Annotated in this window: 10 protein-coding genes; 2 read left to right on the top strand and 8 right to left on the bottom strand. The window is 71.5% G+C overall.

Annotated features, from left to right (window positions below; genetic code table 11):
* Positions 1-74: 74 nt before the first annotated feature.
* Complete coding sequence (locus tag ADK64_RS28220) at positions 75-428, top strand: hypothetical protein (protein ID WP_053663363.1); 354 nt, start codon at positions 75-77, stop codon at positions 426-428.
* A gap of 48 nt (positions 429-476) precedes the next feature.
* Here ADK64_RS28220 and ADK64_RS28215 read toward each other — a convergent pair whose 3' ends face one another.
* The 6 genes from ADK64_RS28215 to ADK64_RS28190 form a co-directional block, all read right to left on the bottom strand.
* Complete coding sequence (locus ADK64_RS28215; RefSeq protein WP_053663360.1) at positions 477-3002, bottom strand: acyl-CoA reductase; 2526 nt, start codon at positions 3000-3002, stop codon at positions 477-479.
* Positions 2999-4165, bottom strand: a complete 1167-nt coding sequence (locus tag ADK64_RS28210; protein WP_053663358.1) for an acyl-protein synthase — start codon at positions 4163-4165, stop codon at positions 2999-3001. The genes ADK64_RS28215 and ADK64_RS28210 overlap by 4 nt, the downstream gene beginning before the upstream one ends.
* Positions 4162-5295, bottom strand: coding sequence for a GNAT family N-acetyltransferase (locus tag ADK64_RS28205; RefSeq protein WP_053663356.1), 1134 nt, complete (start codon positions 5293-5295; stop codon positions 4162-4164). The genes ADK64_RS28210 and ADK64_RS28205 overlap by 4 nt, the downstream gene beginning before the upstream one ends.
* Positions 5292-6563, bottom strand: coding sequence for an MFS transporter (locus tag ADK64_RS28200; protein ID WP_053663354.1), 1272 nt, complete (start codon positions 6561-6563; stop codon positions 5292-5294). Before ADK64_RS28200 ends, ADK64_RS28205 begins: the two co-directional genes overlap by 4 nt.
* Positions 6560-7822 (bottom strand): phenylacetate--CoA ligase family protein, encoded by a 1263-nt coding sequence (locus tag ADK64_RS28195; RefSeq protein ID WP_053663352.1) that lies wholly within the window; start codon positions 7820-7822, stop codon positions 6560-6562. The genes ADK64_RS28200 and ADK64_RS28195 overlap by 4 nt, the downstream gene beginning before the upstream one ends.
* 997 nt (positions 7823-8819) lie before the next feature.
* A complete protein-coding gene (locus ADK64_RS28190; protein ID WP_053663350.1) occupies positions 8820-9533 on the bottom strand; it encodes an SDR family oxidoreductase in 714 nt (237 codons plus the stop codon).
* A 102-nt stretch (positions 9534-9635) separates the two neighbouring features.
* Here ADK64_RS28190 and ADK64_RS28185 point away from each other — a divergent pair, with 102 nt between their 5' ends.
* Complete coding sequence (locus ADK64_RS28185) at positions 9636-10472, top strand: helix-turn-helix domain-containing protein (RefSeq protein WP_053663347.1); 837 nt, start codon at positions 9636-9638, stop codon at positions 10470-10472.
* A 662-nt stretch (positions 10473-11134) separates the two neighbouring features.
* Here the strand turns inward: ADK64_RS28185 and ADK64_RS28180 are convergent.
* Both ADK64_RS28180 and ADK64_RS28175 read right to left on the bottom strand, forming a co-directional pair.
* A complete protein-coding gene (locus ADK64_RS28180; RefSeq protein ID WP_053663345.1) occupies positions 11135-12952 on the bottom strand; it encodes a hydroxysqualene dehydroxylase in 1818 nt (605 codons plus the stop codon).
* A 71-nt stretch (positions 12953-13023) separates the two neighbouring features.
* Entirely contained in the window at positions 13024-13374 is a 351-nt protein-coding gene (locus tag ADK64_RS28175) for a DUF3224 domain-containing protein (RefSeq protein WP_053663343.1), read from the bottom strand.
* Positions 13375-13567 lie beyond the last annotated feature (193 nt).

The raw sequence follows: 13567 nt of genomic DNA, 5'->3' as shown, positions 1-13567 counted from the left end.
CCACGCAAAGGCCCGGTACCTGCCCCGATGCGAGGCGGGTCGCGATGCCGCATCCCGGATGGCAGGATCAGGCGGTGTCCGTCATCAGCAAGCTGCAGATCAAGCCCGGTCAGAGCGTTGCCGTACTGGGCAAACCCGACGACGTCCAATTGGAGCCCGAGGCCCTGGGTGACGCGGCTTCGGCCGATGCGGTGCTCGCCTTCGTGACCACTTCCGGTGACCTCCTGGCGGCGGGGGCGCAAGCGGCGGTCGCCGCCGCGCAGCGAGACGCCCTCGCCTGGGTGGCCTACCCGAAGGGCGGGAAGCTCGCCACGGATCTGAACCGCGACACCCTGGCCGCCGCGCTTTCGGCGCGGGGCCTGCGCCCCGTGCGGCAGATCGCCATCGACGACACCTGGTCGGCGCTCCGGTTCCGACCAGGTGACTGATCCGCGCCCGACCGTCCGCCCACAGGGCGTCGGCGCGGGCAGCGGCCGTCAGGCGGAGTTTCGCCGCAGGTCGATGACCGTGCGGAGCTTGCCGCTGGTCGGGGTGCGCTCGAAGGCCCCCCTCCCCACGCTCTGCACCGTGAGGGAAAGCAGGCCTTCCTCCATTGCCGAGGCCAGCTCGGGGACCTCGGTGGTGAGCGCGGTCCGTGTGGCGTCGGGGTCGGGGGCGTACTGCTCGTCTAGGCGGACGGCCAGCTCCTCCCGGTCGGCACCGGACGCCACCGACAGCTGCACCTCGCCGTGATACGCGAGCCGCTCCTCCAACGCCCTGACGATCCGCCGGTAGTTGACGAAGTACGTGCCCACGCGCAGCACATCGCCGTAACGCCCGAGCAGTTCCAGGCGCGGCACGGTGCTGCCGCACGCGCAGGTGCCCTCCACCGCACGTCCCAGATCACCGATCTCGTAGCGCTCAAGGCGCTGGCCGGCCCGGGCCCGGGAGGTGAACACCAGCCGGCCCGGTTCGCCCGGAGCCACCGGCCGGTCCTCCCGGGGATCCAGGATTTCCAGCGTGTGCAGGTCGGTGAGCACATGGTGGACCGAGCCGTCGCAGGACGTGCACTGGTAGCCCAGAGGCCCGAGGTCGGTGCTGCCGTAGGCCGCGGAACGGATCACCTCGACCCCGAAGTCGTCGGTGAGCACCCTGCGTTGTTCGGCGGTGAAGTGCTCGCCGCCGTAGAACACCTTGCGGATGCCGCCGTAGGCACGCAGCCGGTCGGCCTCGGCGTGCAGCAGCTGCCACAGGTAGGACGGCATACCGAAGAGGGCGTCGGCCCGGTGGGCGACCAGTGCCTCGGCGACCACGGCGTGGTCGGGGCCGGCGGCGATGGGGAACTGCGTGGCGTTCAGGCGTTCCAGGATGGAGAAAAAGCTGATGAAGCTTCCGTACATGCCACCGCTGTAGAAGAGGTTGGCCGCCCGGTCCCGTGCCGGGTCGAAGCCGGCGGCGAGCAGTCCGTCCGCTGCGGCGCGCATCTGGTTGTCATAGTCGTCGCAGGTGAACACGGACAGCGCGGGTGCGCCCGTGGAGCCTCCGCTGCGGAAGTACAGCTGTGCGTGACGCGGATCCAGGGTCGCGAGCGCGCGCTGCACGCCTTCCTTGCCCAGCAGCGGCGCGTCCGGCGCCGGGGGCAGTGCGGGTGGCGCCACGAGGTCGTCCAGACAGGGCACCGTACGGAAGTCCGTGTCCGTGGCGCGCACGCTCACCCTGCGGCTGTAGCGCTGCAACGCGTAGACGCCGTCGTGGGGTTCGCCCTCGTAGCCCTCCAGCATGGAGCCCACCGGGGTGACGCGGGTGACGCCCGCGGCGAACACGGCGCGGGACACCTCGGCCACGTCCGCACGGTCGCCGGCGATCGCCGCGGTCTGCAGGTAGCGGCGCATGGGCCGCAGCGTCGCGGTGATTGCGTGCCGGGGGAGGGGCTTGACCCAGACGCTGCGGTGCAGCGGGGAGGCGGCGAGCGCGGCACGTGTGTCGGCCAGGACCCGCCAGGATCCGTCCTCGGCGGCGAACACGCGGGTGAGGCCGAGGTGTTGTTCGAGCCGGGCGAGCTGCTGCACCGTGGTGATCTCCGCCTGCTCGGCGGGGTCCGGTGCGGGGGCCCGACGCGCGTCGGACACCTTCGCCAGCCGTTCGGCGAACCGGCCGGCGAAGGCGAAGAGCGCCTCGGAGCCGTCGGTGTCGTCAGTGTCGAGATACACCACCTGCGGGCTGGAACACGCCTGCTGCTCCAACCGGCAGACGTCTTCGGCGAGCGCGTCGAGCACGCCGTCCTCGGACGCCGCTCCCCGGGTCAGGTAGGCGAAGGAGATCCGGTGGCCCCACTCGACCACCCGGCAACCGGGCTGGGACAGTTCGCCCGCCGCACGCACCGCGTCCTCACCACCCCACACCGCGATCGCGTCCGCCGGCTCGCACAGCGCCTGAAGCCACTCACGGCGTGCGGAGGAGAAGCGCAGCGCGACGATGCGCTCGGCGACCAGCCCGGACGGGTCGGCCGCACCGAGGGCGTCGAGCACGTCGAGGGCGAGGGCCGAGTCGGAGCTGCTGGTCTTCAGCACGTTCAGGTTGCCGGCGAGCAGTCCCTCGACGACGCTCAGCGGGGCCACGGCGGCGGCGTTGCCCGGCGCGATGTGCACCAACAGGCCGACGGGCGCCCACGCCTCGTACACCGTCTCGCGGGCGTCCGGCCGGGTCAGCCGCTCCGGGCGCGGACCGCCCAGCTCCCGCCGCAGCTTGCGCTCCAGCGCCTCCCGGGTGAGTGCGGCCGCCAGCTCGGCCAGCAGGGGCGCGACCTCGTCCGCGGGCAACTGACCGGCCAGCCGGCCGTACAGGGCGGAGGCGGGGTCGGCCAGGTCGCGGCTGACCGCGGCACAGGCGCCGAGTACCACGTCGGTGGGCAGGGGACGCGTCAGGACCCGCCCGGCCAGCTCGGGCAGAGCGGCGAGCCGCCGGCCGGCCTCGGCGTCGTCGACGAACTCGCCCTGCCAGAGGTGGAGTACGGAGGTGCTCACGACATTCCCTTCATCAGTTCGGCGGCGGCGACCGCGCAGCTGCGGTTGCGGCTCACCCCGGCACGGCCGTGCACGGTGAACCAGCCGGTGGACAGCGGACAGGGACACTCCGCGCCGGGGTGCAGCGACGCGAGGTCGCCCATCACCACGCTCTGCGCGGGGACCGAGGTGATGTAGGGGCTGACCAGGTGCAGGAAGCCCCGCTCGCCGTACGGCAGCGGACGCAGCGTCCCGGTGTCACGGACGGCCGCTCGCGACCACACCGGCACGTGCAGCCGGTGATGGGCGCACTCGACGTACGGCACGCAGTGCTCGACGGAGCCGAACGTGTCGCGGACCCGCTCGGCGGGAATCCCGAGGCGGTCGCTGACCTCGGCGTAGAAGGTGTCCTTGCCGATCTGCCGGTCGGCGTGTCCCTTCCAGCCGCCGCCGAGCACCACCAGCGATCCCTCGGGCAGCCTCAGGGGCGGCAGGCCCATCGCCCGCATTCGCTCCAGAGTGAAGTACAGGAAGGCGGGGAAGCCCAGGATGCGGACCGGGACGTCGTCCTCGGCGTAGCGCTGGAGTGCCGTGATGCAGCCGTTCACGTCGAACTCGTGGCCGGTGCCGGTGTGCCGCAGGGCGTGTGTGGTGTGCCGGGCCGGGGCGAAGTCGCACAGGTAGTTGTCCGTGAACGACGTGCCGAGCTTCAGCGCCGGAGCCGGCTCGTAGCTGTACAGCAGGTAGTTCACGGGCTGTTCGGGGGTGATCCAGCCGTAGTGGTCGAAGATCCGGGCCACCATGCGCTGCGCCGAGCGGATGGTCCACTCGTCGAAGAACATCTGTGACTTCTGGCCCGTGGTGCCCGAGGAGGTCAGGTGCAGGAACACCTCGTCGCGCGGGATCGAGAGCAGCTCGTGGCGCTTGAAGAAGGCGGCGGGCACCAGCGGGCTGCGCACGCCGTCGCCGACCGTGGGGGCAGGTGCTTCGGCCGGGTCCTCGAGCAGGGCGGCGAAGAAGGGGGACCGGCGGGCGTGCCAGGCGTTGGCCTGCGCCATGGCGGCGGTGAACAGCGCGTCGGTGTCGGGGCCGTAGGCGTACGGCTCCGCCAGGTCGCACAGACGCTGCACATGGGCGAGCGCCGCCGGGTCGGGGACCTCGACGGGAGCGAGATGGGGTTTCATCGGCAGACCTCGTGAAGGGGCAGGTAGGTGGTGGTCCAGGCACTCAGGTAGGCACTGAGGTACGGCTGGAGCAGCGGGCTGACGGCGGTTGTGCGGAAGTCGATCTGACGGCTGGTGCGCGAGAGCACGACGTAGTCGTGGAGCCGGTCGTTCACGCGGCGCATCGCGGGATAGACCGCGCTCGGCACGAACCCCGAGGCCAGGAACACCTCCAGCGCCTCGGTGTCGGCCAGTGGCAGCAGCGTCTCGACGTAGTCGGCACCGGCCCGCGCGACGGACGCGATCATCGCCTCCAGGGTTCCCGTCACCGCTGCCGGGCGGGGATGGACCGCGACCAGCGCGCAACTGCCCGCGACGGCATCGAGGTCGGCGTACGCCTCGACGCGGCCGTCGGCTGCCACCAGGACCGCGTTGGGCGTGTGCAGCGGGAAGAAGCGGTCATCCGCGGTGGGGAACACTTCCAGGAAGCGGCGCCGCACGAAGGCCGGGGCCGCGATCAGCTCGATCGGTACGGCGTCGGCGGTGGCCGCCGTATCGCGGCAGGGAGCAGGCCGGGTCCGGGTGTAGTCGATGCCGACGCCGCAGGAGGCGGCGGACAGCAGAGCCGACAGTCGCCCGGGCACGCTCGCCACGGGCGCACGGCGCTCCAGCACACCGTCGGCGTAACGGGCGAACAGCGCGAGTGTTTCGCAGCCCTCGACCTCCACGGCGTTCGGCAGCAGGCCGAGCGGGCGGAATCCGTTGCGTACGACGACCTGTTGCGGACCTTCGGTGACCAGACGGACGGTGGCGTACACCGAGTCCAGTAGTCCCGTGGCGAAGGCCTGGTCGCAGACCGCTTCGGTCAGCCGGGAGGCCAGACCGCCGCCGCGATGGGCGGGGTGCACCGCGAGGCCGACCAGTTTGCCGATGCGGCTGCCCGGTTCGGTCAGCACGACCGCGGAACCGGCCAGGCCGCCCGCCGGGCCACGGGCCGTGAGCCAGTGTGCGGTGCCGTCGGTGATCAGGCGGCGCATCACCACCGGGTCGCTGCCGAGCGGCACCGGGTAGCCGTGCCCGTACACGTCGAAGTACAACTGCCGTAGCTCTGCGATGTCCTGGACGGACGCGGGGGAGAGGAGGGCCGTCACGAGGCTTCTCCCACGGGGACCGGCGCCGCTGTGTCCGGCCTGTGCGGCCCGGCGGGGTCCGCGCGACTGCCGAGCCACCACAGCGCCAGCGCGACCGGCACGAGTCCCGCGCCCTGGGCCAGGCACAGCGTGCCGGCCGTCAGGTGGTCGCCCAGCGCGCCGAAGACCAGGGACGACACCGGGAACGTGGCGCCCAGCACGGCCTGCATGACCGCGAAGAAGGCCGGTTTGTCGTCGGCGGGCACCAGCCGCTGGAACAGCGCGACGAACCGTACGCCGATCACGCCGACGCACCACCCGGCCACGGCCATCGATGCGAGGGCCGCCGCGTGTCCGGCGAGCAGGCCCGGCAGAGCGAGGGCCGCGGCCATCAGGGTGAGGCACAGGCTGCCGACCGTGACGGGACGGCCGGGCAGGCGTCCGCCCGTGAACGACCCCAGCAAGGTGCCCGCACCGAGGGCTGTCTCCAGTGAGGCGACGGTCGAGCCGGTCGCGTGCAGCACCTCCTGGGTGTACAGCGGCATCACGACGTAGACGGCGGTGGTGAAGACGTTGGCTGCGGCGAAGCAGATCAGCACACGGCGGATGAACGGCAGACCGGTCAGTACCCGGCGCAGCGTGCGCGGCTCGGGGGCCGGTCCGTTTCCGGCGCCACGGTGCCCGAAGCGCGTGGAGCCGATCAGCAGGGCAGCGAGCAGGTACGCGGCGCCGCACGCGGCGGTGACGCCGCTCAGGGCGCCCGCGTCGACCACGAGAGGGCCCAGGAGCCCGCCGCAGAGTCCGGCGACGGACTGGGTGGACAGTTCGAAGCCGGTGGCCGACTCGATGTCGGTGTCCTCCACGAGTTCCGGCACCGAGGTGGTCAGACAGGGATCGAAGACCGCTTGGCAGGCGGCCAGCACCAGCCCGACCGCGTAGGCGGCGGCGATGGGCAGGGCTCCCGTGCAGGCCAGGACGCCCGCGGTCACCGCCACCGTGCCCGCGACGGCTGCCGCGCTCGCCAGCACCGTGCGGTGAGCGTGCCGTGCGACGATGCGGGCGACCACCGGAGCGAGGGCCACCGCGGGCACGGTGCTCACCATGAGGAACAGGCCCGAGTCCAGCCCGCGGTGGTCGCCGCCGGCGGACCCGACGAGCCACCAGACCGCGCCGACCTGGAACATACGGCTCGCCGCCTGGGTGAGTAGCTGGCCGCCCCAGACCCTGCCGAAGGACGGGTTGCGCACGACCAGCGGCAGACGCCGTGTGTGCGCAGGCGCCGCGCTCATGAGTGGGGCCGTTCGTCGACGACCCGGATGAGCTTGCCCGAGCGGGAGTTGACCGCGAGATCCTGGTGCCGTACCCATGCGACGTCGAGCGGGTTCACGTGCCCGGCGGCGATCGCGCCGGCGTAGAAGGGACGCTCGGCGAGGAGCGCCGCCACGACGGCCTCCTCCAGCGCGGCGGGCACCTTCCCGGGATCGGTGACCGCGAGCCGCAGCACCAGGCCGTCCCGGCCGTCCCGGCGCCGGACCACGAGCTGCAGGCCGGTCACCTCGCCTCGGGTGTCGGCGGCGGTGACGACGTCATGGACGTCCTCGGTGTAGAGGGTGACGGGGCCCACCCGTACGCCTTCCTCGGCGCGCCCGAGGATGCGGAAGACACCCGCGTCCCGGTCCACCCACTCGGCGCGGTCGCCCGCCGGATAGCGAAGCACGGGCATGAGCCGTCTGCGCAGGTCGGTGACGACCAGCCGCCCCGGCATGCCGTTGTCGGCAACGGGTTCGTCGGTGTCGTCACAGAGAATCTCGACCACGGTGTGCGGGGCGAACGCGCGGTGCACGCGCGGATCCCCGCCGGGCACGGCCTCGCCGAGGAGCCCCGCGTCGACGCTCGCATACCCCAGGGAACGTGGTTCGGCGTTCGGGAACGCCTGTCGGAGCAGGGGGAGTTGGTCTCCGAAGAGGCATTCTCCGCCGAAGAAGAGCAGCTCCACGTCCGGCAGGGTCCGGTCTGCGCCGGCCAGGCGTTCGGCGAGCGAGCACAGTGTGGTCGGGGTGCCGGCGACGACCTGGACCCGGAACTCCTCCAGGGTCGCCACGGTGGACTCCCAGGGCGTCGCGCCGCCGATGGGCAGACGGACGTTGGACACGGGAGAGCGGTGCAAGGAGTCGAGGACGAAGCTGAAGCTCGCGTACAGGTCGCCCGCGTAGAAGAGGTCCGCCACCCGGTGCCCGGGGCGGAGCCCGGCATGGACGAGCCCGGAGCCGAACGCCGCGGTGAATTCGCGCCATTCGGTGCGGGTGTAGTAGGAGAACTTGGGTGAGCCCGTGGTTCCGCCGCTGCGGAATACGACCGCTTCGTTGAGGGGGGCGGTCAGCAGCCGGTTGTCGCGGGGGGTGTTGGCTCGCCAGAAATCGGCCTGGGGCACCACCGGGAGATCCGTGAGACGTGTCACGTGATCGGGGAGACGGGTGTAGAGATCGCGGTAGAAAGGCGAGTTGTGCCGGGCGAAACGTATGAGTTCCGCAATTGGTTGAACGGACATCAATTCCTGCTCGAAGGCGTGGGCCACCGGCGCGGGAAAGGCCGGCGGAGTGCGACGGTCGGGTCCTCTGACGTGGACCTCGTTCGCTGAAGGTGTGAGTGATCGGACGCTCTTGAAGGATGGGCGCCGAGAACTGAGCCTATCTCACCATTCGGGACGGGGTTGCGCCAACTGGCCACTCGCGGCAGGGGTATTGCCGCCTCGCGGACGGGTTGTGGAGAACTTCGGTTCCCGGGGGCTCGGAGATGGTGATCACATCCAACGTGTCACCTATAACCGCTCTTTGAGAGTGACTCAAGGAAACCCTTATGGAAAGCCGGTCCTTGGCAATCCGTTTCCTGGCTTGAATACGACTCCGTCTGATCCGGAGAATCGGAAAGGCCAGGGGCTCGCCGCTGCGTGGACCTGGGCCGGATCAGCGGGCGCCGGCCGGTGCGGGCCGGGACGTCGGCGACCCGGATGCCGGGCCTGGCGCGGTGGGCCGACGTGCCCCGGTGCTCGGCTGTCGGCCACGACGACGTGGTGCGTCACCCGAGTAGTGGTCCCCGGGCCGACCGGGACTCCCGACCGGGAGTCCCGGTCGAAGAGCGTTGTGCGCGGCGCGCCGAGGTGTCTCCCAGGTGCCTCTGGTCGGACAGGACCCGCCACGGCCCGGGCTCCAGCAGCGAGGCGACTTCGCCGGCGAGCTGCGCGGCCTCGGTCGGCTCGCGCGGGACGGCGGCGATGAGGCGGGCGGTGGGCGGGGCGCCCCCGGAGCTGCCCAGGACGAGGCTGGGCCCCTGCCGGGCTGCCCGGGGTGACGCTGAGCCGCCTGCCCTCCAGTCAGGCATCCGCATGCCCGAACCGGTCCAAGACCTTGGCTGGGCCGGGCTGTTGGAAGGGAACGCCGGTCGTGAGCGAGCGCGCAACAGCCTCCTGGGCCCATACGCGTCGCGGGCGCCGGGCGGGGCCGGCGCGACGTGGTCGTGGGCGGGTGCCCGGGTGCCCGTGCGCCGGATCAGGTGAGGCGGTGTCCCCCGTCGACGTGCAGAACGGTTCCGGTGATGAATCCGTTGTGCATCACCGACAGGAATGCCTGGGCGATGTCGTCGGGGGTGCCGACACGGCGGGCCGGGAGTCGCTCGGCCAGCTCGCCGAAGGCCGCCTTCTTGTCCATGCCGAGCCGGTCCCAGATGGGGGTGTCCACCCAGCCGGGGGAAACCACGTTCACTCGCACAGGCGCCAGTTCGATCGCCAGCCCGTACGCCAGCGACGCGAGCGCGCCGTTGGCCGCGGCCATGATCGTGTTCGACCCGTTCGGCCGGTACGCGTTGATGCCCGAGGTGTACGTGATCGACCCGGTGACTCGCCCTGCCGCATGCTTGCCGACGAGCCAGGCACCGAGCAGCTTGGTCTCCACGACGGCCCGTGCTGCCGCGACGGTGACGTCGGTCGTCCGGCCGTACACACCGGTCGTGTCCGCCGCGGTCACCGCCACGTGATCCACTCGCCCCACCTGGGTGAACAGTTCGTCCACGTCCTCCTCCCGCCCCATGTCGGCCGTGATCGTGCTGATCTTCCCGTGCCCGGGTCGTTCCAGTTCCGCCCGGGCCGTAGCGAGCCGGTCCGCGGACCGGCCGACGATTGTCACATTCATGCCCTTGGCGAGCAGGGTCCGGGCCAGGGCAAGGCCCATGCCGGAGCCGCCACCGATGATCATCGCGTCAGTCATGATTCGAGGCTGCGCCGCCGGACCTGTTCCAGGAAGGTCGCGCGGTTCCTGGGTGTGCCACGGCCCCCCAGGAACGGACCGACCGGTGGCAGACTCCAAGCCATGAACGCATTGGCCGAGTTCCTTCGTATCCGGCGCGGGCAGATCGGCCCGGCCGACGTCGGGCTGCCCACCGGGCCAGGCGCCCGGCGCACACCCGGGCTCCGCCGCGAGGAGCTGGCCGCGCTGGCCGGCGTGAGCGTGGACTACTACACGAGGATCGAGCAGGGGCGGGAGACCGCGCCCAGCGACGCGGTACTGGGCGCATTGGCCCGGGCCCTTCGGCTCACCGCCGACGAACACGCCCACCTGCTCGGCCTCGCCGACCAGGTCGCCGGGCGGACACCACGCCACCGGCCGGCCGACCCGCGACCGGCCGGCCCTGGCCTGCTGCTCCTGCTGGAGTCGATCCGGCCCTGCCCGGCATACGTACTCGACGAGGTCAACGACGTACTGGCCGCCAACCCGGAGGGCCTTGCGCTGATGCCCGGGCTCAGCGACTGGCCGCCCGGACAGCGCAACACGATCCGCTACACCTTCCTGCACGCGGCCGCACGGTCCCTTTTCGCCGACTGGGACCGGGTGGCCCGCAACAGCGTCGCGCACCTGCACACCGCCGAACTGACCGCCCCGGGGCGGACCGCCGCGCTGGTCGCCGAACTGACTGCGGCCAGCGGCGAATTCGCCGCTCTGTGGGGCCGGCACGAGGTATGGGTGAAGCGCGCCGGCGAGACAGCGTTCCGGCACCCGGTGATCGGCCCGGTCACCCTCGCCAACGAGGTGCTCAGCCCTGCCGGCGACAGCCAGCGCATGCTGGTCTACCAGGCCCCGCCCGGCACGGCCGAGCACGACGCTCTGGTCCTGCTGGCCATGACCACCGATGACGTGGGAACCCCGTGAACTCGCAGTTCGAGGACGTGATCTGACGGTCGGCCGCCGCTGACACCGCGGCAGGCCGGCCGTGTGTGTCCGGTGCCAATGAACCTGGCCCGGGGCTTCGAACGCATGGCCGGGGTGCCCTTTGGGCACATCGCCCGCGCCGTTTGCACTGTCCGCGCCGGGATTCGCTGGTGACTCTCCGGCCGGGGCGGATTGCGGTGCTCGCCCGGTCATGCGGACCGGGGCCGTCCGGGCGAGCCGTGTGGCGGTCCGGGCGCGTGGTACCCGTTCCTCGACCGCCTCACCATCATTTGACTCGCGTCTCACGCAATGAGGCAGCCGGTCGTACGTGGGCCGCGCGAACGAGTGGCCGCGCCGTGTGTCAGGGCACCGACGCAAGTCTTGCAGATGGGGCGTATGAGCGGGGTGCAGGACGGCCCAAGAACCCAACGCCGGCAGCCGAAAGGCAGCAGGAAACCGGGACACGGAATCGGCACCTTCGTGCGCTGTCCAAACAAGAGCCGGAACCGAAGGGCAAGTTGGACACCATCGGGGACCGTCCGCGCGCCCGCCGCCCCCAGGATTCGCATGAACATCGACAAGCTGGTCCTCGGCGGGGGCGATCCAGGCCCATGGCAGGCCACCGTGCGCATGTCCCGGGAGCGGTCCGACTGCTGCGGTGCTCATCCCAGGTCGAAGGTGTTGGGTAGACCCAGCCTGTAGCGCACCTCGTCGATCCGTTTCAGGGGCTCCATCTCCGGCGGCCGGTACAGCTCCCACACACGACACGGCTCGGCGTCGTAACGGTCCGCGTCGAGGAGGGCGTTGACGGCCCGCCGTGCGGACTCGTTGGCGCCTTCCATGGTCGCGAGGTCGACGTCGGTGCGCACGTAGTCGCCCGCGAGGAAGAAGTTCGGGACCGCCGTCCGCGCCGAGGGGCGATGGTAGAGCGTGCCCGTCGGGTGGATGAGGAGCTGTTCGCGGTTGTGCGGGTCAGGGCCGCCGAGGCCCGTCACCGCCGGGTCCATGAACCAGCCGAGGCGGTCCTCGTCCCTGAGCGTGGTCTTGCCCACGTCGTTCAGCCCGTCCTTCAGCTGCGCCCACAGCTCGGCGACGATCTCGTCCCTGGTGCACTCCCTGGCCGTCTTGCCATACAGGATGCCGGGCTTGTCCCACTCCGAGATGATCGCGGAGAGGCAGTCGTGGGCCCGCCCGTCGCCGTAGTCGTGCGAGAAGTCCCGTTGGTCCCAGAACTGCGCCTGGCCGACGGCCGTCACCGACCAGGGTGAGTCGAGGCAGTTGATGTGACCGTGCACGACGGGTGTGGGCGTGCGCAGGTAGAACATCACGCCGGTCATCCAGTCCGTCTTCAGCGCGTCGCACCGGCCGAGCTGCGGGTCGGCGGCGCGCAGGGCCCTGCCCCAGGTGGCGCGGGCGTGTTCGACGGGCATCGCGGAGACGTAGTGGTCGGCGGTGACCGTGCGCTCGTGGCCGCCGTCGCGGGCCGCGACGAGGACGCCGGTCACCCGCCCGCCCTCGTACCCGACCTCCAGCACCTGCGTGCCGGTCACGAAGTCGACGCCGAGGGAGCGGAGATGCGCCTCCCAGGGGTCGATCCAGGCCTCGCTGGTGGGAGCGTTCAGGACGCGGTCGATGTCGGCGTCGCCGTCCATCCCGCGGCCGAGCAGGCCCCACAGGATCAGGGCTTCGATGATGACGCGGCCGACCGTCCTGGTCGACGCGACCTCGGCGCGGGTGGCGACGAGGTTGCGGGTCTGTCCGATGCCGAGGAGTGTCTGGTACTCCCTGCTCATCTCTCCCGCACGGATGAAGTCCCACCAGGGGACCTTCTCCCACTGGTCTTCGCGCCGTGCGTCGCAACTGGTGAGGTGGACCAGGAGACGGTCGGCGAAGTAGGCGACCTCGTGGGCGGGCAGGCGGGTGCCCACGTCCAGGACAGACAGGATCTGGTCGCGGATCCAGGAGGTGGTGATGTCGCCGGGCGCCGGCGGGGTCGTGATCCGGCGCAGCGGGAAGTGCAGGTCGGGGCGGTCCGAGCCGCGGGCGAACAACTCCTCGGTGGCGTTGCGGAGGTTGCCGTGGACGCCGCCGGTGTTGCCGGGGAAGGGAATGCGCCGCATCGTGTCGGGCAGGTTCCGGTAGAAGCCGGGGAAGAAGCGGAAGCCGTGCTCGCCGGGCAGGGGCTTGCGGCCTCCGGTGGCCGTGCCGGGGACGTCCATCGAGCGGGCCTTGCCGCCGAGGGTGTCGTAGTACTCGTAGACGGTGACGGCGTAGCCGCGTTCGGCGAGTTCGTGGGCGGCGCTGAGTCCGGAGACCCCGCCGCCGAGGACGGCGACGCGCCGGCGGGAGCGGGTGGCGGCGGCCGCCCGCGCGGCGGGGCGTAACGCGGTCGCGCCGACCGCGCCGCCGGCGGTCGTGAGGAAACGTCTGCGGGAATGTCCGACGGTCGGCTGGGGCTGCTGCGCGTGTCCTGTTGCCATGAATCCGGGAGAGTAGGGAGGGTTCCGGGAGCCCGGAAGCCTGTTTCCCGTCCTCCACAGCATCCTCACCATCAGCCGAGTTGGCAGTCGAACCAGATGCGATGCGTGCCGTCAGCATCGACGGTCGTCCCGCCGGATCCATGGATCCCAGCCAGCGCGCCGGTGCCGCTCGAGGGCGCGATGGTGAAGAACTCCGCGGTGCGGGCGCTGCCCGACGTCGTCGCCGAGCGTACGAAGTTGAAGGACCCCTCCCGCCCGTGCAACGAGCCCTCGAACGACTCCATGGCCACATAGGTGCCGATGCCGGTCGCCTGATCGAGCGCGGCAGTGAAGGGTCGCCGAACGCCCGCCCCCTGTACGACCCCGCCGACCCCGCCCTGGCCACTCCCCGTCGTCGCCGCCCCGTAAAGTCCACTGGCCACCTCTTACGGCCGTGAGGGCAGTACTGGCCGCGGCCTGCGGACGTCGAGGTTCTTCCGTCCTGGTGGGTGCTGCTGCGGGACCACGACCGGTGGAAGTCGGCGGGCGCTACCGCGAGGCTCTCGGACGCCTCCGGCGGCTCAGGATCGGCGCGGACCGCCGCACCGTGGGGGTGGTCATGCGAACGGGCCTCTG

Origin of the sequence: Streptomyces sp. MMG1121, assembly GCF_001280015.1 — a bacterium.
In the GTDB taxonomy this organism is placed as follows: Bacteria; Actinomycetota; Actinomycetes; order Streptomycetales; family Streptomycetaceae; genus Streptomyces.
The sequence above is the reverse complement of the archived record's forward strand: the minus strand, read 5'-3'. Positions and strand labels throughout refer to the sequence as shown.

Excerpts from the sequence above, each read along its gene's own strand:
- ADK64_RS28185 (WP_053663347.1), top strand. The coding sequence starts at position 9,636 with ATGAACGCATTGGCCGAGTTCCTTCGTATCCGGCGCGGGCAGATCGGC.
- ADK64_RS28195 (WP_053663352.1), bottom strand. The coding sequence starts at position 7,822 with ATGTCCGTTCAACCAATTGCGGAACTCATACGTTTCGCCCGGCACAAC.
- ADK64_RS28190 (WP_053663350.1), bottom strand. The coding sequence starts at position 9,533 with ATGACTGACGCGATGATCATCGGTGGCGGCTCCGGCATGGGCCTTGCC.
- ADK64_RS28210 (WP_053663358.1), bottom strand. The coding sequence starts at position 4,165 with ATGAAACCCCATCTCGCTCCCGTCGAGGTCCCCGACCCGGCGGCGCTC.
- ADK64_RS28200 (WP_053663354.1), bottom strand. The coding sequence starts at position 6,563 with ATGAGCGCGGCGCCTGCGCACACACGGCGTCTGCCGCTGGTCGTGCGC.
- ADK64_RS28180 (WP_053663345.1), bottom strand. The coding sequence starts at position 12,952 with ATGGCAACAGGACACGCGCAGCAGCCCCAGCCGACCGTCGGACATTCC.